Origin of the sequence: Nostoc sp. (assembly GCF_036917235.1) — a bacterium.
GTDB lineage: Bacteria > Cyanobacteriota > Cyanobacteriia > Cyanobacteriales > Nostocaceae > Nostoc.
This window is the reverse complement of the sequence record NZ_JBALDU010000111.1, coordinates 75,903-97,849: the sequence shown is the minus strand read 5'-3', so window position 1 is coordinate 97,849 and position 21,947 is coordinate 75,903. Positions and strand designations below refer to the sequence as shown.

16 protein-coding genes are annotated in these 21,947 nt (G+C 43.0%); 11 read left to right on the top strand and 5 right to left on the bottom strand.

Features of this window, described 5'->3' with window-relative positions:
• Nucleotides 1–170: 170 nt before the first annotated feature.
• Together uxaC and V7K44_RS31910 are read right to left on the bottom strand one after the other, a co-directional pair.
• A complete protein-coding gene (gene uxaC, locus V7K44_RS31915) occupies nucleotides 171–1,592 on the bottom strand; it encodes a glucuronate isomerase (protein WP_334937906.1) in 1,422 nt (473 codons plus the stop codon).
• Between the two features lie 26 nt (nucleotides 1,593–1,618).
• Complete coding sequence (locus tag V7K44_RS31910; protein WP_334937904.1) at nucleotides 1,619–2,650, bottom strand: LacI family DNA-binding transcriptional regulator; 1,032 nt, start codon at nucleotides 2,648–2,650, stop codon at nucleotides 1,619–1,621.
• Between the two features lie 199 nt (nucleotides 2,651–2,849).
• On the opposite strand from V7K44_RS31910, the gene V7K44_RS31905 reads away from it, so the two are divergent.
• The 7 genes from V7K44_RS31905 to V7K44_RS31875 all read left to right on the top strand — a co-directional run bounded on the left by V7K44_RS31905 (nucleotide 2,850) and on the right by V7K44_RS31875 (nucleotide 11,118).
• Nucleotides 2,850–3,335, top strand: a complete 486-nt coding sequence (locus V7K44_RS31905) for a gluconokinase (protein WP_334937902.1) — start codon at nucleotides 2,850–2,852, stop codon at nucleotides 3,333–3,335.
• Nucleotides 3,336–3,472: 137 nt separating this feature from the next.
• Nucleotides 3,473–3,796 carry a DUF1815 family protein gene (locus V7K44_RS31900; RefSeq protein WP_334937900.1) on the top strand — a complete coding sequence of 108 codons (324 nt, stop codon included), beginning with the start codon at nucleotides 3,473–3,475 and terminating at the stop codon, nucleotides 3,794–3,796.
• Between the two features lie 327 nt (nucleotides 3,797–4,123).
• Nucleotides 4,124–5,020 carry an inositol oxygenase family protein gene (locus tag V7K44_RS31895; protein WP_334937898.1) on the top strand — a complete coding sequence of 299 codons (897 nt, stop codon included), beginning with the start codon at nucleotides 4,124–4,126 and terminating at the stop codon, nucleotides 5,018–5,020.
• A gap of 785 nt (nucleotides 5,021–5,805) precedes the next feature.
• The gene (locus tag V7K44_RS31890) at nucleotides 5,806–6,807 is read left to right on the top strand and encodes a substrate-binding domain-containing protein (protein ID WP_334937896.1); all 1,002 of its coding nucleotides are present in this window, start codon (nucleotides 5,806–5,808) and stop codon (nucleotides 6,805–6,807) included.
• A 310-nt stretch (nucleotides 6,808–7,117) separates the two neighbouring features.
• A complete protein-coding gene (locus tag V7K44_RS31885; RefSeq protein WP_334937894.1) occupies nucleotides 7,118–8,146 on the top strand; it encodes an ABC transporter substrate-binding protein in 1,029 nt (342 codons plus the stop codon).
• Between the two features lie 420 nt (nucleotides 8,147–8,566).
• A complete protein-coding gene (locus V7K44_RS31880; RefSeq protein ID WP_334937893.1) occupies nucleotides 8,567–10,123 on the top strand; it encodes a sugar ABC transporter ATP-binding protein in 1,557 nt (518 codons plus the stop codon).
• Nucleotides 10,120–11,118, top strand: coding sequence for an ABC transporter permease subunit (locus V7K44_RS31875; RefSeq protein WP_179063654.1), 999 nt, complete (start codon nucleotides 10,120–10,122; stop codon nucleotides 11,116–11,118). The genes V7K44_RS31880 and V7K44_RS31875 overlap by 4 nt, the downstream gene beginning before the upstream one ends.
• A gap of 28 nt (nucleotides 11,119–11,146) precedes the next feature.
• Here V7K44_RS31875 and V7K44_RS31870 read toward each other — a convergent pair whose 3' ends face one another.
• Nucleotides 11,147–11,368, bottom strand: coding sequence for a hypothetical protein (locus V7K44_RS31870; protein ID WP_334937890.1), 222 nt, complete (start codon nucleotides 11,366–11,368; stop codon nucleotides 11,147–11,149).
• Between the two features lie 169 nt (nucleotides 11,369–11,537).
• Here V7K44_RS31870 and V7K44_RS31865 point away from each other — a divergent pair, with 169 nt between their 5' ends.
• The 3 genes from V7K44_RS31865 (at nucleotide 11,538) to V7K44_RS31855 (ending at nucleotide 15,944) form a co-directional block, all read left to right on the top strand.
• Entirely contained in the window at nucleotides 11,538–12,938 is a 1,401-nt protein-coding gene (locus tag V7K44_RS31865) for a sugar porter family MFS transporter (protein WP_334937888.1), read from the top strand.
• A gap of 176 nt (nucleotides 12,939–13,114) precedes the next feature.
• Complete coding sequence (locus V7K44_RS31860) at nucleotides 13,115–14,161, top strand: Gfo/Idh/MocA family oxidoreductase (RefSeq protein ID WP_334937886.1); 1,047 nt, start codon at nucleotides 13,115–13,117, stop codon at nucleotides 14,159–14,161.
• Between the two features lie 169 nt (nucleotides 14,162–14,330).
• Entirely contained in the window at nucleotides 14,331–15,944 is a 1,614-nt protein-coding gene (locus V7K44_RS31855; RefSeq protein WP_334937884.1) for an iron uptake porin, read from the top strand.
• Between the two features lie 951 nt (nucleotides 15,945–16,895).
• On the opposite strand, the gene V7K44_RS31850 is transcribed toward V7K44_RS31855, so the two are convergent.
• Nucleotides 16,896–17,471: a TIGR04376 family protein gene (locus V7K44_RS31850; protein WP_334937882.1), complete on the bottom strand. Its 576-nt coding sequence runs from the start codon at nucleotides 17,469–17,471 to the stop codon at nucleotides 16,896–16,898.
• Between the two features lie 149 nt (nucleotides 17,472–17,620).
• Here V7K44_RS31850 and V7K44_RS31845 point away from each other — a divergent pair, with 149 nt between their 5' ends.
• Nucleotides 17,621–19,126: a DUF3131 domain-containing protein gene (locus V7K44_RS31845; protein ID WP_334937880.1), complete on the top strand. Its 1,506-nt coding sequence runs from the start codon at nucleotides 17,621–17,623 to the stop codon at nucleotides 19,124–19,126.
• 237 nt (nucleotides 19,127–19,363) lie between these two features.
• Here V7K44_RS31845 and V7K44_RS31840 read toward each other — a convergent pair whose 3' ends face one another.
• Nucleotides 19,364–21,820 (bottom strand): ATP-dependent Clp protease ATP-binding subunit, encoded by a 2,457-nt coding sequence (locus V7K44_RS31840; RefSeq protein ID WP_334937878.1) that lies wholly within the window; start codon nucleotides 21,818–21,820, stop codon nucleotides 19,364–19,366.
• Nucleotides 21,821–21,947 lie beyond the last annotated feature (127 nt).

Genomic DNA, 21,947 nt, shown 5'->3' with positions numbered 1-21,947 from the left:
AGCCGCAGTTGTTCAATCAGAGAACTACCCATAATTTTCCTCCCCTCAACACTTGCAATTTTACCTGTTTTAGGGAATGAATCAGCCCTGCCTTTTTAAGGGGGGTTGGGGGGATCTAAGACTTTGAAAACACGGCCTAGTCCTAATAGCTTGATTTCGGAAAATTGGTATTAGTGCAACTTATAAGCAACCTTAGCGAGGTCATAAGCCAAAGCACGAGCCATCTCATACCCTTCCTCCTCCCCAACCAATCCCCGTGCAACCAATCCAGCCAACCAATTACAAGCTACCCGCCGCCAGACATTATGACGAGCCGGAATCGAAACGAAAGCCCGTGTATCATCATTAAATCCAGCAGTATTATAAATTCCCGCAGTTTCCATTACCTGATTGAAATAACGCTCCATACCATTTACGCTGTCGTGAAACCACCAAGGTGGGCCGAGCAATACACTGGGATAATGACCAGCTAAGGGAGCCATCTCGCGGCTATAAGTGCTTTCATCCATACCAAAAATGATTAAATGGAAGCGGCGATCGTTGCCGTAAGCTGACAACAACGGGTGCAGATTTTGAGTCCACTCTATTTTTACGGGAATATCAGCACCTTTATCAGATCCAAATCTTTCAAATAAAGCCGGGTTATGGTTACGCATCACACCGCAATGCATTTGCATGACCAACCCATCTTCCACACTCATCCGCGCCATTTCCATGAAGATATGACCGGTAAAATGTTCGACATCACCTGGATTCAACTTGCCGATTAATGCTCTTGCAAAGATAGCTTCAGCATCTTGCTCAGAAAGGCGTGTAGTATAAGGTGTAGCTGCACCTTGATCGGTAGCTGTCGCACCCATTTTTTTAAAGAAAGCTCGACGTTCTTCTAAAGCTTCCACAAAATTGGCATAAGTGCTAATTTCTCTACCGATAGTGCTTTCCAATTTGGTAAGATTTTCACGCCAACCAGGAGCATCCAGATTCACTACTGCATCAGGGCGAAAAGTTGGTCTAATTTGAGTGAAACCTTCTTCGTGGAGCGATCGCTGATTCTCTAGGTTATCACTGGCGGCATCGGTAGTACAAAGCACTTCGATATTAAAGCGTTTGAATAAAGCACGAGGAGAAAACTCCGGTAAGGCTAACAAACCTTCTAGACAATCATAGATATATCCTGCGTTGCGAGAGTTTAAAGGTTCATCCAGCCCAAAGACGTTAGTTAGTTCTTCTTTCAGCCACAACCCAGACGGAGTACCCTGGAATAGATAAAAATGGTCGGCGAACAATTGCCAGATTTTACGGTGGTCGGTTTCTCCTGCTGAACCATCATTGCTTGGTATGCCCAAAGCTTGCAGAGATACGCCCCGACTATAGAGCATCCGCAAAAGGTAGTGGTCAGGGATAATCAGTAATTCGGTTGGTGAACCAAAACGGGCTGCGGGATTAGCTAACAAAGCTGGATCTACGTGTCCGTGTGGGCAAATTAGAGGTAACGCAGATATACTATCAAAAAATTGATGTGCCAGTCGTCTTTGAACTGGTTCTGGAGAAAAGCAGCGATCGGGAGATAAACTCGGTTTTTTAGTTAACATAATTTTTGTATAAATTGTTTGGAATTTTAAATTGTTAATAATGCTGCACTGCTACTACGCTTTAATAGAAAAGGAGATAAAACGCGGTTTTCCACAGTTTTTTCTTCTATTAAATCGAGTAACATTTGCATGGCATAGCCACCAATTTCCAACATTGGCTGGCTGATTGTGGTCAGTGCAGGCGTAACGTAACCGCCCAAAGCAATACCATCAAATCCGACGATACTTAAATTTCGTGGTACTAAAATACCTAGTTCTTGACAGGCTAACAAAGCGCCAACTGCCACCATATCGTTGTAACAAAATATGCCTGTTACTTCCGCAGCCAATAGTTTAGACAGCATATTTTGTCCAGTGTTCACATCGCTGGTTCTGGTATCATATTCGTCACTAATTGAAACCCAATCAGTATTTTGTGGAATACCAACTTCCGCAAGGGCCATTTGATATCCTTCTAGGCGCTGCTTATTTGACCTGCTGCGATCGCCTACACCCAGATAACCAATGGCAGTGTGTCTCAGACTAATTAGATGCTCTGTGGCTAATTTAGCACCTAAGCGATCGTCTATTGCAACTGAATGAAATATTTCCGATTGGTCTTCAGTTTGACTATTAATCAAAACTGTTGGCACAGCAATTTGTGTAAGTTGTTTAGTATGCTGTTTACTAATTCGTGAGTCGGCTATTAAGATCCCGTCCACCCTGCGGCGATGAAAAGTATCAATAGCTGCCATTTCCTGCTCAAAATCTCGGTGTGAAGCACTCAATAAAACACTCAAACCCGCTGGTTTGGCTATCTTCTCGATTCCCTCTACCACCTCAGCGTAAAAGGGATCTGAAATTGAAGTTACTACTACACCAATAGTATTAGTACGTTTATTTTGCAAACTTTGAGCAATAGCATTCGGCACATAGCTCATTTCCTCTGCCAGTCGCTTAATTTCTTCTCGCACTTTCGGGCTAATCAGAGCATTATCTCGCAAAGCGCGTGAGACTGTAGAATGAGAAACCCCTGCTCTGCGGGCAATATCTTCAATTGAAATTCTTCGTTTATTCATTATTTTATCTTAGCTTTTAAATATTGCACACGTGTGCAATTGTATGTATTATAGAAAATAATCGTTATTTGTCAAGAAATTTTAATACAACTCACATTTCGCATGGGAAGGAGTTAATAGTCCTGACTTTTACCTCTGTCCATGATTACAAGTTACAAATTACCAATTCCGAATTAGTTGAACTTTTATTAAGAAAAAAATGATTATTATCGTCATGGGTGTATCTGGTTCTGGAAAAACCACCATCGGAAAACTACTAGCAGACTCCTTACAATGGAAATTTAGCGACGCTGATACTTTCCACTCGCCAGAGAATGTTGAGAAAATGCGGTGCGGTATTCCTCTGAGTGAAGCTGATAGGATGCCTTGGTTACAAGCTTTGCAAACAGCCATTAAACACTGGCTGCAAGAAAATAAAAATGTGGTGCTGGCGTGTTCGGCTTTAAAAGATAGCTATCGGAAATTTTTGGTATTGGATAGCGAACGCACCAAACTAGTTTACCTCAAAGGGTCTTATGAGTTGATTCAAATGCGGTTACAAGAGCGTAGCAATCATTACATGAGCGAAAAACTACTCGACAGCCAGTTTTATACCCTTGAAGAACCAGTAGATACTCTATCTATGGATGTTGCACAGCCACCCCAGATAATTGTCCAAAACATTAGAACGGCGTTGGAAATTTAGCTTATTGGTGATAACCGTAATATTAAGATTAATCACGTATTTAGGAAAACACGAACTATTGGCAACTAAATCACATCAGATGTCAGTCTAAATAAATATCAAAGCAAGCAAATAACTGTAATGGAAGGAGAAAAGTAGTGTTTCTAAGATTAGCGCAACAACATCAGCAATTCGTCCAAGACTTGGTAATGAACCTACAAGCCTTGACAATTATACTTGAGCAGCGTGGCTATACTGCCTCATGTTATACATGCGGCGACCAACTGAAAAGTGCTTCATTTATGGTTAGCCTCAGAGAAAAGCACCTGATTCGGTTTTTAGTGTCTGATTACGGAATTACTTGGATGGAATTGTGGGACGATCGCGAATTAATGAAGTTGGAAGGTGCAGAAGCGATCAACCAGCTACAAGAGTTGGCTAACCTTATTAAGTATTCCACTACTGTACAATTGACAAATTGATACTAAGGTGGTTGAGTCAGACATCATATTTCATAAATATAACTTTTTAGATATGTATAAGCGAAAATATTATCTTATGGTTAGTAAATTTATGCACAGATGTACAAAAAATAAAAGCACCATTTTTATTCTGAACCAAACAGATCGGATAAAACACTTGGTGAAGTAGAGCGTGCATGGGTATGCAAAGGCGAAATGAAACTTAACACATATTTTTGCACACGTGTGCAAAAATAATAAATAAGTCCAAGACAACTTATGCACACCTGTGCAAGAAAGAGTGCGAAAGTACCATTTAACAAATACAATATTAACAAGTAGGAAGATATGTCTCAAACTTTAAATAATGCCATTCTTCAGCTTCAAAACAATCCCTTACATTCACTAGAAGAATGGGAAGAAGACTTACTTAATCGCTATCCCGATCCAGATAGGATAGTTAAAGAAGGTAAAACCACCGAAGAGTATAGGAATTACGAAGCGACTGTTAGAAATACGGTCAAAGAGTTTTATCGGTTAAATCATATTAATCAAACACATAATTTTGTACTTCAAAAAGAAAAAGAATTTTTGAAGTTTGATAAAAAAGAAATGTCTGTTTGGGATGCGGTCGAATTTTTGAATCAATTAGTCGATGATTCCGATCCTGATACAGACATGGATCAGTTACAGCATTTATTGCAAACATCAGAAGCCATTCGCGCCGATGGTCATCCTGACTGGATGGTACTTACTGGTTTCTTTCACGATATGGGAAAAGTGCTTTGTCTGTTTGGTGAGCCTCAATGGGCTACCGTAGGTGATACTTATCCTGTAGGTTGTGCATTTTCTGATAAAATTGTTTTCTCAGAATTCTTTAAAGAAAATCCTGATTATAATAACCCCGATTACAACACTAAATATGGCATTTATAAACCTAACTGTGGATTGAGTAATGTACATATATCGTGGGGGCATGATGAGTATTTTTATCAGATGATGAAAAACTATTTGCCCGAACCTGCATTGTATATGCTTCGCTATCACTCATTTTATCCTCAACATCGTGACAATGCGTATGAACATTTGATGGATCAACACGATCGAGAAATGTTTAAATGGGTACGTTTGTTCAATCCCTACGATTTGTATTCAAAAAACCCTATTCCCCCTGATTGGCAGAAATTAAAACCATACTATGAAGATTTGGTGGCTAAATATTTACCCGCAACATTAAAGTTTTAAACTGGTTAAAGAAGAATTCAGAATCTTCTATTTGTCAGGGGATAAAGGAAGAACAATATATTAATATATAAATGTTCTTTATCCCTAATCAGGCTTAAAAATATTATCTTGTTGACTCCTCTATTGCCTGCAAGTGATGGAGGAGGAATAACAAATAAATACGCTTGACAAGCTGATTAGAGTTCATTTATAAAATCTAACCCAAGGATGTTTACATTTTTCAAAATCTAGCATTCGCAATCAAAAAGTTCTCTACTTTAATAGTATCTTTTCTGAGAAATATTGATTGAGAAATGTTAACGTTTTTAACATTTACCCTAATATTGAATAGGCTAATTTATGCGGATGCTTTGAAAAAAAGACCTGGGGTTATATTGCGAAATTCAAAAGCTTTTCCATTTGTAAAGTTCGATAAACAAAGTTAATTTTTGCACAGGAGCGGGATAAAATGAAAAAAGTCAAAACCAATAAAGATTGACAACTTTAATAAAACTAATTTTTGGAAGTTTCACTTAAAAGCTGTTTTCAGGCTATGAACTACGAAGTAATTTCACCAAAATCAAAATAATGTGATTATTTGAAGTAGTGTAATGTTCATGATTTTGCTTTAATAATAACCCATTTTCTTTCGTGACACTAATAGCAATAATTCCAATTACGTCACATTAAAACGCTTTTGGAGTTGAAAGTACAAAAACTATTAGTATCACTAGGTTAGTCCTAAGATTTTCAGACCTATTTACATTGTCATGACCTTTCTCAAATTTAAATCCGTTGTTATAAATATGAAAAGAATTTCACTCATAATTGGCATATTAGGTTTCGCGGTTGTTGGTTGCACAAATGGTGTTAAAAATGATACCGCTGCGACTAATAGTAACAACAAAGCTACTAACATAAGTGCAGAGAGTCTTACTAGTCCAAATAAAAAATTGCAAACAATCGGCGTTGCTTTGGGTGATTTAGGCAATCCCTTCTATAATGCAGTGCAGAAGGGGGCTGAGACAGAAGCCCAGAAAATCGGGGGTAATATCAGAGTTAATGCAGTTTCCAGTGCCTTTGATTTGAACCAACAAACCAACCAAATCGAAAATTTTACGGCTGCGAATACTGACCTAATTATCCTCAGCGCTGTTGATAAAAAAGGAGTTAAACCAGTTATTGACCAAGCAAGGCTTGCAGGTAGGGTTGTGATTGCATTAGATTCAGCCGTTGATGCAGATGTAGATGCGATGATTAGTTCCAACAATACCCAAGCTGGTGAGGTTGCTTGCCAATATATTGCCGATCGCATCAAAGGTCAAGGTAGTGTAGTCATTCTCAACGGTACTCCGATGGACTCAATCAATCAGCGAGTGAGTGGCTGTGAGAAATCATTGTCTAAATATCCGAATATTAAACTCATCTCTAAAGAGCAAAACGCTGAAGGGACAAGGGATGGAGGACTGAGAGTTATGAGCGATTTGCTGACAACCTTTCCCAAAATTGATGCCGTTTTTGCCACTAACGACCAAAGCGGTGTCGGCGCAGATTTAGCAGCTAAACAAGCAAGACGTAAAGAATTTTTTATTGTTGGGGTTGACGGATCGCCAGATGCAACCAAAGCAATGGAAGATAAGGATGGTGTGTTTGCTGCAACTGCTGCTCAAAATCCCGCAGGGATGGCCCAAAAAGCGGTTCAGATTGGCAATGATATCATCCAGGGTAAAAAACCTGAGTCACCGAATATTCTGATTCCAGTCAACTTGGTTACTAGAGAGAACCTCAGCAGCTATCAAGGCTGGTAATTTGTAATTCGTAATACTTCGGCTACGCTCAGTACAAGTTCGTAATTCGTAATTACAAAACACAGAAAAAGGCTTGATAAAGCAAGGTTACGCGATGTGCAACTTATCCTTAGAACCCCACTTCTATTCCTCTCCCCCACAGGGAGAGAGGCTTTGATTCTTGCTCCCCTTCCCTTGTAGGGAAGGGGTTGGGGGTTAGGTCTGAGAGGAAGTTGCACACGGCGTACGTAAGGTTAGTATATTTTACCCCGTTTTTTAAAATACATCGTTTCCAAATTTGGTGTAACTAAGAATCACTTGTAGGAGATATATGAATGTGAAAAAGATTGCGATCGCAGCTAGTTTACTAGGTATCATCAGTGGTAGTCTTGTCGGCTGTACAAATGGTTCTCCCGATGGCAACACAGCTACTAACACTGATACTAAACCTGCTACCAATACCAGTGCAGAGACTCAAACTGCCACTGGCAATGGAAAATTAAAATCAGTTGCCTTTACCGTTGGTGATTTAAGTAATCCCTTCTTCGTTCTCATGGGACAAGCAACTGAGGCAGAAGCGAAGAAAATCGGCGGCAAGGATGTCAATGTTACCGTAGTTTCCAGTGCCTATGACCTCAACCAACAAGCCAATCAAATTGAAAATTTCACGGCTTCCAACACTGACATCATTATCGTCAATGCTGCTGATAAAAGTGGTATTAAGCCAGCAATTGAGAAAGCGAAACAAGCAGGTAGAATTGTCATTGCAGTAGATACAGGAGCGGAAGGAGGTGTAGATGCCACCATTACAACTAATAATGTCCAAGCTGGAGAAGTTAGTTGCAAGTATATTGCTGACCGCCTCAAGGGTAAAGGTAATGTTGTCATAGTTAACGGGCCGCCGGTGGACTCGGTGATTCAGCGAGTTACTGGCTGCGAGAACGTATTGTCTAAATATCCCGATATCAAGATACTCTCCAAAAACCAGAATGCAGAGGGTAGTCGGGATGGAGGACTCAGAGTTATGACTGATTTGCTCACAACCTTTCCCAAGATTGATGCGGTTTTTGCCATCAACGATCCCAGTGGAGTCGGCGCAGAACTAGCAGCGAACCAAGCACAACGTAAAGATTTCTTTATTGTCGGGGTTGATGGTGCGCCAGAAGCAATAACTGCGATCGCAGCTAAAGATGGTATATATGCAGCAACTGCTACTCAAAATCCGCGAGGGATGGCCGAAAAAGCCGTTCAAGTTGGCAACGACATCTTAAATGGTAAAAAACCTAGCAGTTCTACCATTTTGATTCCAGTTAAGTTGATCACAAAAGATAACGTCAGCACAGAAAAAGGCTGGAAGTAATAGAAATTGTGAATTTGCAATTGAAAAATATGCCTTTTGATATCAATCCTTTGGCGCATTTGTAAAGTTTTTGCACATACCTAGAATGTCTGGCGGTTTTCACTTAAATTAATACCAAACCTCATCTTTGTTCCTGTCTTTTATTTAATAAAAAGATGGGTTTAGAAAGAGGTTAAAACTCTGCTGCACCCAATTGATAACCGCTATGTATGTGCATCAGTGGAAAGTTTGAGTGTCTATTTATAGCACTTAAACTTTCCCAAGAATCTCTCTGAACTAACGTTAACGACAAAGGATGAAAATATCTCTTTACAACTCCTAGTCAGCTTTTAAAACATGATTTTGTAATCAATCAAATATGAATTTATTAATTTCTAATTCACGCTCGCGAATTTTAAATAGTTTTTACAGGTTTTGCTCATGACAACCAATATTGAAACCTCACTTTCTGATACACCAACTAGCACCCCAGTGTTAGAAATGCAAGGAATTACAAAACGATTTCATGGTGTATCTGCGCTCCAAAATGTTAATCTCACCATTTATCCGGGAGAAGTTCACGCCCTCATGGGTGAAAACGGAGCGGGCAAAAGTACATTGATGAAAATCCTGGCAGGGGCTTACATTGCCGACGAAGGAGAAATTCGCATCAATGGTCAACCCTTGAAAATTACCGACCCAGCGACAGCACGCAAAGCGGGTATTAATCTGATTTATCAAGAACTGAATGTTGCACCGAATTTAACCGTTACCGAAAATATGTTTATGGGTAGCGAGTTGCGGCGAGGTCAGCTTTTAGACCGCCAAGCGATGCGACTGGAAGCAGAGCAAGTGCTGGAAAGCCTGGGAGCCAATTTTACCGCCCAGACTATAGTTGGTACTTTGTCCATCGCCGAACAGCAGCAAGTGGAAATTGCCAGGGCACTGAAAGATAAAAGCCGCGTTTTGGTGATGGATGAACCAACAGCAGCATTGTCTGACCGCGAGAGCGACCATTTATTTGAGGTCATTCGCAAACTGCGGAATGATGGCATTGCCATTATTTACATCAGCCATCGGATGGAAGAAATCTATGCCCTAGCTGACCGGATTAGTGTGTTGCGCGATGGTCAATATATTGGCAGTCTGACACGCAGCGAAATTTCTCCACAGCGATTGGTGCAAATGATGGTCGGTCGCTCCATGCAAGACTTTTACGAACATCAACGGCAAATGAATCCTGGCCCAGTGGTGCTGTCAGTCAGAAATATGAGTGACGCTCGCAAGAAGATTGAGCCGGCTAGTTTTGAACTTCATGCTGGAGAAATTCTGGGTTTAGCTGGGTTAGTTGGTGCCGGACGCACAGAACTATCCCGGCTGATTTTTGGTGCAGACCGCAAAGCTAGCGGTGAAGTATTCTTGAATGGCAAAAAACTGGAAATTAATAGCCCCAGTGATGCCATTGCAGCCGGAATTGGCTACGTCCCCGAAGACCGCAAAGACCAAGGTTTATTTCTGGAGATGAGCGCCCGCAAGAATATTGCCATCAATACACTCAAGCAAGATGCAAGGGGTGGAATTGTTAACTGGCCTTCTGTGAATCGGCTGTCAACAGACGCGGTGGAAAACTTTAATATCCGCCTAGCCAATTTGGAAATTAGAGCGCTCGATCTTTCTGGTGGTAATCAGCAGAAGCTACTGCTAGCGCGTTGGTTAGCCATTAAACCAAGAGTGTTGATGTTAGATGAACCGACACGCGGCGTAGATATCGGTGCTAAAAGTGAAATTTACCGAATTATGAGCGAATTAGCAGCGCAAGGTGTTGCTATTTTAATGGTTTCCAGCGAACTATCAGAGATTGTCGGTATGAGCGATCGCGTCTTGGTGATGCGACAAGGACAGCTGGTAGGCGAACTGGATGGCAGTCTTGGCAAAGAAATCACCCAAGAAAAGATTATGCACTACGCAACTGGAGCATCGGAGGTATCAGCATTATGAGTCAGACAGTCAGACCGCCTATCAATAAATCAGCTAACAATCCCGCAGCTCGCAACCGGAAATCAATCAGCACTCTGTTGGAAGTTGCGGGTATTTTGCCAATCTTAGTAATTATCTGCATCTTATTTGCATTCCTTTCTCCCAACTTCCTCACCGGCGGTAACATCGTTAATATCTTGCGTCAGGCATCAATCAATATTGTGCTGGCGACAGGAATGACTTTTGTAATTCTCACCGGCGGTATTGACCTTTCAGTTGGGTCAATCTTAGCTGTTTCTGCGGTAGTTGCCTTGCTAGTATCGCTACTACCTGCTTTAAGTTGGGCGGCTGTACCTGCGGCCTTGCTGGCAGGATTGCTCTTAGGCTTACTCAACGGTGCGCTCATTACCTTTTTGGATGTACCACCTTTTATTGTCACCTTGGGTTCACTTACCGCCTTACGGGGTGTGGGCTTCTTGATTGCCAAGGGGACAACCCTGATTAACCGGGACATAAATTTTGCTTGGGTGGGTAATAGTTATGTCGGCCCTCTGCCGTGGCTAGTAATCATTGCGCTACTGACGGTAATTGCTAGCTGGTTTGTGTTGCGGCAAACTGTTTTAGGAGTGCAGATATATGCCGTTGGTGGTAACGAACGGGCAGCTAGATTAACAGGGATTAAAGTTAATCGGGTGTTGCTATTCGTCTATGGTATTAGCGGATTGCTGGCAGGCTTAGGAGGAATCATGAGCGCCAGCCGTCTTTATAGTGCCAGTGGCGTATTAGGTCAGGGTTATGAATTAGATGCGATCGCAGCTGTTATTCTAGGTGGAACAAGCTTTACGGGTGGTATTGGCACCATTGGCGGCACTCTTCTCGGTGCATTAATTATTGCTATTCTCAACAACGGTTTAACCTTGTTGAACCTATCTTACTTCTGGCAACTAGTCGTCAAAGGACTAGTAATTATTTTGGCAGTAATGATCGATCGGTTACGCAGACGTTCCAGACGATAAAGGGAACTGGGGACTGGGTATTGGGATTTTACGGTGTACACACAAATCTCTTAACCTGCACCTTTGTTACATCGACCTGCACCTTTGTTGCATCAACCTGTACCTTTATTGCATTGACCTGCACCTTTGTTGCATCGACCTGCACCTTTGTTGCATCGACCTGTACCTTTGTTGCATCAACCTGCATCTTTATTGCATCGACCTGTACCTTTGTTGCATCAACCTGCATCTTTATTGCATCGACCTGCAAAAATTAACCTGCCCTATGTTAAGCAGTAACTTTAAAATACTTGTGTATACACGGCAGGTATTGAGGACTAAGGGATGCAGAGAATAACTAACTAATGCCCATACCCAACGCCCCATACCCAACGCCCCATGCCCAATGCCCAATGCCCAATGCCCACAATATATAAACTATGTCATCTACTACTATTCGTCGTAAAGCCAACACGTTTTATGTCATTTTGATTGCTGGTGCCGCTGCCCTCGGCGGATTTTTATTCGGTTTTGATACTGCTGTAATCAACGGCGCGGTTTTATCTCTAGCAAAAGCTTTTAACACCAGTAGTTGGGTAACAGGGCTGGCAGTGTCCCTAGCGTTGCTGGGTTCTGCGGTAGGAGCCTTCTTTGCCGGACAGATTGCAGACCGTTATGGTCGAGTTAACGCAATGGTGGTCGCTTCGGCGTTGTTTACTATCAGTGCCATTGGCTCTGGGTTTGCCTTCACAATCTGGGATTTTATCTTTTGGCGAGTATTGGGTGGGATTGGCATTGGCGTTGCTAGCGTCATCGCGCCAGCTTACATCGCCGAATGTTCTCCTACCCATTTGCGGGGAAGGTTAGGATCTCTGCAACAATTAGCGATCGTAGTGGGAATTTTTGTTGCCTTATTGAGCGACTACTTTATCGCTACGTCAGCAGGTTCAGCAGACTCGCCGTTTTTGTTTGGGGTTGCAGCTTGGCGCTGGATGTTTTGGACAGCAGTCCCGCCAGCAATATTCTACGGGATGGTAGCTTTAACAATTCCTGAATCTCCCCGTTATTTGGTTGCCAAAGGACGAGAATCAGAAGCTGCTAACGTTCTGACCAAGATTTTAGGGGGTGACGTACTGCCAAAAATTGAAGAAATTCGGCAGACAGTGCTTCGGGAACGCCAACCCAGTTTTTCTGACCTCTTAAGCAGAAGTGGCGGACTCCTGCCCATTGTTTGGGTAGGAATAGGCTTATCTGTATTACAGCAATTTGTTGGGATTAATGTAATCTTCTACTACAGCAGCGTTTTGTGGCGGGCTGTCGGCTTTTCCGAAAAAGATTCCCTATCAATCACGGTGATTACAGGAGCCGTCAACATTATTACAACACTGATTGCGATCGCCTTCGTGGATCGATTTGGTCGCAAGCCTTTACTTATAGTAGGGTCGATTGGCATGACCTTGACCTTGGGGACGATGGCTTATCTTTTTGGCAATGCTCCTCTCGATGCTGCTGGGAACCCCAATCTCACCGGAAGCGCCGGGACTATGGCTCTCATTGCAGCCAACCTCTATGTGTTCTGCTTCGGTTTCTCCTGGGGGCCAGTAGTTTGGGTGCTGTTGGGAGAAATGTTTAATAACAAAATTCGAGCCGCCGCGCTTTCGATTGCAGCTGCCATACAATGGGTTGCGAATTTCGTTATCTCCACAACATTTCCTCCCATACTGCAATATTTCGGTCTAGGTTCTGCCTATGGACTCTATACAATTTCAGCAGCTACCTCACTCTTTTTCATTCTCTTCTTTATTAAAGAAACCAAAGGAATTGAGTTAGAAGATATGTAATTCGTAATTCGTAATGGGCTGCGCTCTAAGCAAAGCTATGCCGCAGGCTTTACGTAATTTGTAGAGGAGGAGAGGTATTTTATCTCCCCTTACTCTCTTCTGCGATCGTATATCCAGGAAACAAACATCAGACAACAACTAAATACAAACTCTCGCTTCAGTCAATCACGAAAAAGATGGAAACTATCAATACGGCTCTTTGTTCTTCTGGTTTATCCGGCATGGTATTTCATGCGCCGTTTATTGATTTGCATCCCGGATTTAAATTAGCCGGTTCTTGGGAAAGAAGCAAAAAGCTGATACAAGAACATTATCCTGATGTCAAAAGCTATCCTTCTTTGGAAGCATTGCTAGCAGACGAGCGAGTAATATTAGTGGTAGTAAATACACCCACTTATACCCATTACGATTATGCTAAACAGGCATTGCTTGCAGATAAACATGTAGTGGTAGAAAAAGCATTTACCACAACGGTAGCAGAAGCAGAAAACCTGAAAGAATTGGCGCAAAAACAGGGCAAAAAATTATCTGTATATCAAAATCGGAGGTGGGATAGTGATTTTAAAACAGTCAAAAAAATTGTCCAAGAAGGCTTATTAGGTGATATTATTGAAGCAGAATTTCAGTTTCAAAAATACAAACCAACCCTCAGCCATAAACAACACGTAGAAGCTCCAAGTCCGGGGGCAGGAACATTAAATAATTTAGGGCCACACTTAATAGACCAAGCTTTGCATCTATTTGGAATGCCTGATGCTATTTTTGCAGACATTTGTATCACAAGAGTGCGATCGCAGGTAGATGATTATTTTGAGTTGATACTATACTACGACAAACTGCGCGTCAAATTAAAAGCAAGCTTCCTTGTGCGTGAACCTGCGCCAGCCTATATCATACATGGCACGAAGGGTTCTTTTCTTAAAAGCAGAGCCGATAAACAAGAAGAGTATTTAGTGGCAGGTATGAAGCCCAACACACTTGATTGGTATACAGAGCCGGAAAGTGAATATGGCTTCCTGCATACAGAAAAAGACGCAAAAGTAATTCGAGAAAAAGTCAAAAGTTCACAGGGGAGCTATTTAGGCTATTACGATGCCGTGTATAAATCTATTGTTGATAATCAGCCAATTGCTGTTACCGCCGAAGACGGAATTAATGTAATGCGAATTATAGAAGCGGCTATTAAAAGCAGCAATGAGCAAAAACTCATAGCGTTCCTTTAAGTGACCTAAAACCTCAAATCAAAATATGTAGATTAGCTCATATAGCGTTTCCTAATCATACAAGGTACATCTTATCCCCCTCCTCGCTTGCGGGGAGGGGGTTGGGGGTGGGGTTCTTGTACTCTTTCGTTACAAAGTCAGATTTAAACCATTTTCAACTAATAAACCAATGATCAAAACTCTTTTTTATAGCTTTTTTCTCTTATTTTTGGCAATTCCAGCAGTTTGGGCAGCACCTCCAGAAGACGATCCGAATGCAGCAGATGCTAATAGGAGTTTGCAGGGACAAGTCACTTCTGTTTCCCAGTTTTCTGATGTACAACCAACCGATTGGGCATTTGGTGCATTGCAATCGTTGGTGGAACGCTACGGCTGTATTGCAGGTTATCCCAATTCCACCTATCGCGGAAACCGTGCCTTAACCCGTTATGAGTTTGCCGCAGGTTTAAATGCTTGTTTGGATAGGATTAATGAGTTAATTTCTACAGCTACTAGCGATTTAGTTAATAAGCAAGATTTGGCAGTGCTGCAAAAGTTGCAGCAAGACTTTGCCGCAGAACTGACAACTTTGCGTGGACGAGTAGATACCGTAGAGGCACATACAGCAACATTGGAGGCGCAGCAGTTTTCTACTACTACTAGGTTGAATGCTCAAATTATTACCGCCATTAGTGATACCTTTGGCGATAGAGTCGGTGGTGAAGATGATGAATCCAATCTCTACTTTTCAAATCGGGGTCGTCTCAACTTTGAAAGCAGTTTCACTGGCAAAGATTTATTGCGAGTCCGGCTAGAATTTGGTAACTTTGCGAATGCTAATGGTGCAAGCCAAATTGCCGCAGCCACAGGCACAGGAATGACACGCCTGAACTTTGATTATGACAGCAACGATACACTTTTTGTCCCCCACATCCGTTACTACTTCCCAGTCAGTGAATCCCTTAACTTCGTTGTTGGGCCTACAGGCATTGGTTACACCGACATTACAACCACTGTCACTCCCCCCACAATTGCTGATGATGGTAATGGGGTTCCCTCACTTTTTGGGTCATACAGTCCCTTATTCCGGCGAGGTGGTGGTGGTGCAGCCGCTAACTGGAACATCACCAAAGACTTGGTTCTCACCTTGGGCTATTTAGCAAACAGTCCCAATGTGCCATCGGGAAGCAACGGCTTGTTTGATGGCGGCTACAACGCCCTGGCGCACTTAGCCTATTATGGTAAGCAAGGAGCGATCGGTGTTGCTTACTCTCATGGCTATACCCCTGCTGGAGTACCCGATATCTCAGCGGGGACGGGTAGCGTTCTGTCAAACGCTCCCTTTGGCAACAACATTGCTACTTCCAACGATATTGTCGGCACACAGGGATACTATCGCTTCTCCCCGAATTTCCAAGTCCACGCTTGGGGTGGATATATTTGGGCAAATGCCAAGAGTTCTGGTTTGAGTGATATTTCTAATGGTAGGGGTGGAACAGATTCTCTATTTGTGAACAATGGTGACAATGCCAATGTTTGGTTTGGGGCAATTGGTGTGTCGTTTCCCGATGTGGGTGGTAGAGGCAATCTGCCAGGAATTCTCTTTGGTATACCACCCCATGTCTCTAACAGTGATGTCCGTCAAGACCGAGACAATGCTTATCATATCGAAGCATTTTATCGCTACCGCCTGAATGACAACATTTCAGTGACTCCTGGTTTTTGGGTGATTCTCAACCCAGAAAACGACAGCAGAAATGATACGCAGTATGTGGGTGTGCTTCGTACAACCTTCGATTTTTAACTGAATAGACCTCTTGCAAAAATCTTTGAATCACCCCTCCCCGTATGTATTGGGGAGGGCGCAAGATTTCAAGTTTCCCCCCAATATATCGGGGGGATTAAGGGGGGTCTATTCGACTTATGCAAGAGGTCTAATGTAATTTTTATTGCCATGTTCCCTCAGTTGCTATGCAATTGGAAGTAATGTTTGGTGGTTGAAGAAAATAGTCCCACTTAATTTAGATTAGGATTTACAAACTACACGCTTAGAAGCCTGTCATTGCGTTCGCGTAGCGTCTCGTAGAGAGGAGGAACGACAAAGCAATCGCAAAAACTACGAGATTATCCCTGTTTTGTCACTCTTGGAAAACAATAATCGAAGCTAAATTCTGAGACTTTGATTTAATCTAGGTTTGAGGCTTTATTTTCTAACAGAAACTAAAATTTATAGACAAAAAGTGGAAATTAAAGCCCTGTAAGCGATTGGGCGATTGGGTTCTCCCACTCTGACAAAAGAGGGTTATGCGATTACTTCGCTCCGCTCGTAATGACAATTTATTGGCTCTAGAAAGCTTGAAACCCTTGCAGATAAGACTTGTGTATACACCGTAGCCTTTTCAAGGGGAGGGTTAGGGTGGGGTAAAACTTAATACAGTTCAGATAAGACCAAAACACTTGTAGAGACGGCGATTTATCGCGTCTCGAAAACCCAAAATTTTTGCCAGTAGAGCTTAATTGAACCGTATTGGGGTAAAACTGACGCGAAAAACCAAGTGAGTAAGAGGTTGTTTGAAAAGTGTTTCGCTGTGACTTTAGGCACTTTAGATCCCCCCTAAGGACTTTTCAAACATCCTCTAAGCTATTTCTGGCGATGCCTACGGCTGGCTGCGCCTACGCATTTGTTATTTCGGCGATCGCATTTGTTATTTCAGTGATCGCATTTGTTACTTCGGCGTATTTTAGCCAATACGCGCTACTTTTGCATATTCCGTTTCATTTGTTCTAACTCATCCTGAGTTTCCCAGCTACGGAACTTCTCTTCTAAGTCATCAAACCCACCAGAATAATTGCTAGTCTGATTCGACCAACCAATGCTTTCCGAACGCTGCTGGGTTTGCGCTTTCGCACGCGCTGTCTGTGCTTCGGCGGCTTTAGCTTGCACCTCTTGTCGCCGTTGCTGAATTTTTTGCAGTAGTTCTTGAGATTGGTTAATGCGTTCTTTCAGCCCTTGCATGTGTCCCCAGCGCTGATTTCCTTCGCGCAATAGGGCTGCTTCTCGCTCACCCGCCGCTGCCGCCAAATCCTCTCTATTGGCGTTCTTGGCTTTTTGAATGCGGATATGCCAACGCTGAATTTCTTGAGCGGTGGAGAGAATTTCTTCTTGCGATCGCTTCTCTTGTAATTTTAAATCTGCGATTAGCTTTAATGTATCTTCTTCTTGCTCACGCAGCTGTTCTAGCAGCGCCTCTAACTCCAAATGTGGATTGTTACGCAAGAATTCTTCTAAACGGTTTTCTAGAAACCGACTCAAATCATCAAATAAGCCCACTGCTAGAACTCCAGAGATCGGGTGCGTGACTATTTTATTGTAGTGGTCAGGTGGACTTCTGGGTGTTAGTTAGATTTCAAAGTTGGGAAGAATGTATTTAGTGAAACTACGCAAATAACCCTGACTTACAAAATAAGGCTTTAATCAGTATGAGTTCTGACTTTCAACCACCACCTAAGAGCTTGTCCATACTAGCTACTGTAGGAGGAGTCGTTACCGCTGCGATCGCGATCGCACTTTTAAATGGTTGGTCTAAGCAACTTTCCAATACTTCTATAAAAAAACCTGAAATATCAACATCCCCAACTGCTTCCCAACCAGAGAAAACCCAACCCCCTATCTCTAGTGCAAATCAAGCTGAAATAATTGCCAGCCTTGATGCTAAATCCGTAGTTTTGCCAGGTCAACCGATTCCTAAGAATCAATTAACAGTAGCTATAATTCCATACGTTGCTCCTGGTGTTGGAAAACTGACCCCAGAAGAAATGACAACAGCTCGTCAAGCTTGGTCATACTTCCAGCGCAACTGGAACGATGAAACTGGCTTGGTAAATTCCGTTGATGGCTTTGCGGCTGTAAGTATGTGGGATCAGGCAGCAGCGATCGCAGCTTTAGTCAGTGGTAAAGAACTGAATATCGTCCCTGTGGCTGAATTTGAAGCCAAAATGAGCAAAATGTTGAATACACTGGCATCAATACCTTTGTATAAAGGAGAACTACCCAACAAAGTTTACAATGCAAAAACACTCGTACCTGTTAATTATGGTCAACTAGAAAAACGGGAAGAAATTGGTTGGTCAGCCATTGATTTGGGAAGAATGGCAATCTGGCTGAAGATTGTCGAGGCCAAGTATCCAGAAATGCGATCGCAAACAGCAGCAGTTTGGAAACATTGGCAAGTCAAGCGTCTGACCACAAACGGCCAAATGTACGGTACTGCTGTCATCAAAGGCAAAGAACAATACAATCAAGAAGGTCGCTTGGGCTATGAGAATTATGCTGCTTATGGTCTGAAGCTTTGGGGTTTGGATGTTAATAAAGCTTTAGATTATCAGTCTCATACTGCCTTTGTCGATCTTTATGGACAAGGAATTCCTTACGACAAACGGGACTATAAAAACTCTGGAGCCAATAATTACGTTCTTAGCGAACCCTATATCTTAGATGGGATTGAAACTGGGTTTCAAGCTTTGCCTAAAGCTTATGCCGATCGGATTTTAGCTGCCCAAGCAGCGCGTTATGAAGCCACAAAACAATTAACCGCCGTCACCGAAGATAACTTAGATCGCCCGCCATACTTTGTTTACAGCAGCCTATTTGTCAACGGACAACCTTGGGCAACCATCGCAGATACCAGAGAACAGCACAACGATTTACGATTTCTCAGTGCCAAAGCTGCGATCGGCTGGCATGTACTTTATAACACTACTTATACCCGCCAGTTATTTGATTTCGTTCAAGCCAACCTTAAGTCTCAAGAAGGCTGGTACAACGGCTTTTATGAGTCTCTGCGTCAGCCGAATAAAACTCTCACCGCTAACAATAATGGTGTAATTATGGAAAGCTTACTGTATAAGCAAGTTGGGCAGCCACTTACTGTTTGGGCAGGAGTCAGAAGCCATAAGTCAACCGAGAAGACTATAAAAAGACCGTAAGTTATTTCATGTCCGCGATAATATCCCTCCTCAATCCTCCCCTTGCTACTGTGGATAGATGGGTATTACCCACTCAAAATAAATCGCATAAAAAAACCCCTAGCATTTCTACTAGGGGTGAGAAATAATACCATTTCACTTGATGTTTGTCTGAGATGACCCTGTTTGTGCCTCTGCTCTAAGCAAGAGGCTGGAGTGTTTCTCAAATATTACAGTAAAAAGCGATCGGGTATAAAATTAACCAACATTTGCCAAGAGCAATTCTCGTTTTTCTGATTTTTGTACTCTCACTTGAGAGTCATCATCAACATCGATAAGGGCTGTGTCTCCATCTGTAATTTCACCAGACAGCATTGCTTCGGCGAGAGAATCTTCTAGGAGGCGCATAATTGCCCGACGTAACGGCCTAGCGCCGTAGCTGGGGTTATAACCTTCTTGTACCACAAGCTCTTTGAAGCGATCGCTAACTTCTAAGATAATTCCCTTTTCTGTCAAGCGGCTAGCAACATCGCGAAGCATAATTTCGGCGATTTGCTTAACTTCATCCTTGGAAAGCTGGGTGAAGACGATAATCTCATCAAGACGGTTAAGGAACTCAGGACGGAAGTAAGCTTTCAATTCCTCATTTACCAAGGTGCGGATGCGGTTATAACTAGCGTCGGCTTGAGTGTCGAAGTCAAAGCCTAAACCGCTACCACCTTTTTCAATCACCTTGGAACCGATGTTAGAAGTCAAAATGATCAGCGTATTCTTGAAGTCCACTTTCCGACCTTTGGCATCGGTAAGATGACCGTCATCCAAGAGTTGCAGCAACATATTGAATACATCGGGGTGCGCTTTTTCGATTTCGTCGAATAGCAGCACTGAGTAGGGTTTCCGCCGCACGGCTTCTGTAAGTTGTCCGCCTTCGTCGTATCCCACGTAACCAGGAGGCGAACCAATCAGCTTGGCGACGGTGTGGCTTTCCATGTATTCGGACATATCTAGCCGAATCATCGAATCTTCCGCACCGAAGAAGTAGGCAGCTAATGCCTTCGCCAATTCTGTTTTACCAACTCCAGTGGGGCCAGAGAAGATAAAGCTCGCAATGGGACGATTGGGATTTTTTAAGCCGACACGGGCGCGACGGATACCGCGAGAGACAGCCGTAACTGCTTGCTCTTGCCCGATGAGCCGCTGATGCAGAGTGTCTTCTAGGTGCAGGAGCAACTCTGACTCAGATTCAGTTAGCTTATTAACTGGTACGCCAGTCCAAGAGGCAACGATTTGGGCAATGTCTTCTTCGTCAACTACAGTCGAGTTGACAGGTTGCTCATTTGGTGTAAACGTTGCTTGCAGTTGTTCTGCGAGTTTTAATTCTTGGTCGCGCAGTTCTGTAGCTTTGTCAAAATCTTGGACTCTGACTGCTGCTTCTTTTTCTTTGGTAACGCCAGCGAGTTCACGCTTAAGTTCTTTATTGGGAGAACTTTGGGAGTTCCGCAGACGAACGCGAGAACCAGCTTCATCAATCAAGTCAATTGCCTTATCGGGCAAGAAGCGATCGCTAATATAGCGGTCTGATAATTCTGCGGCTGCCACAAGTGCTGCATCCAAAATTGTCACTTTGTGGTGTTGTTCATAAGCACCGCGCAAGCCGTAGAGAATTTGTACGGTTTCCTCTACCGATGGTTCTCCAACCTTAATCGGTTGGAAACGACGCTCTAGGGCAGCATCACGCTCAATATGCTTGCGATATTCATCCAAGGTAGTTGCGCCGATACACTGGAGTTCACCCCGCGCTAAGGCAGGTTTGAGGATGTTGGCTGCATCCAAGCCACCTTCTGTACCACCAGCGCCGACCAAGGTGTGAATCTCATCAATCACCAAGATGATATTGCCCACAGTGCGGACTTCTTCCACAACTTTTTTGATGCGTTCTTCAAAATCGCCACGGAAGCGAGTTCCAGCTACCAATGACCCCATATCGAGGCTGATAACTTGCTTGTCTTGCAAACTTTCAGGAACATCCTGGTTGACAATCCGTTGAGCTAGACCTTCTGCGATCGCAGTTTTGCCAACTCCTGGTTCTCCAATCAACACCGGGTTATTCTTAGTCCGGCGACCGAGAATTTGAATCGCCCGCTCAATTTCCTTTTGGCGACCAACTACGGGGTCGAGTCTACCTTCTTGGGCTAATTTGGTCAAATTTCTGCCGTACTCTTCCATCGTTAGCGGTTGGGTGCGCTTTTGACTACCACTACTACCAGCGAAAGCTGGTGAATTTTCACCTAAACGGCGAACGATGGCACTGCGGACACTCTTGAAGTCAACCCCTAGATTTTGCAGTACTTTGGCGGCAACACCTTCACCAGCCTCGGTTAATCCTAAGAGTAAGTGTTCAGTGTTAATGTAATTCTGTCCCAAACTATGAGCTTCTTTAAACGATTGCTCGAAGAGGCTTTTTACTTTAGGAGTAAAAGGAATTTCTGGTGGTACAAAGCCAGAACCCCTACCAATAATTTTTTCTACCTCGCGACGTGCATCTTTGAGGGTAACGCCTAATTCAGCTAGCACTTTAGCAGCAACCCCAGTTCCTTCTCCCATCAAACCCAGGAGAATTTGCTCAGTTCCTACGAAGTTATGTCCCAGGCGACGTGCTTCCTCCTGAGCTAACATAATTACTCTAATGGCTTCGGAAGTGAAGTGTTCAAACATAATGGGTTATTGCTCCCTCGCTGCTTGGACTTTGGGTGAGATAAAATTCACCCTCATCTAAAGTTTTTTGTATTTTCTTAAGAACAATGTAACTTTATTTAAAGTTAAGTGGCAGTGGTGAGAGCCG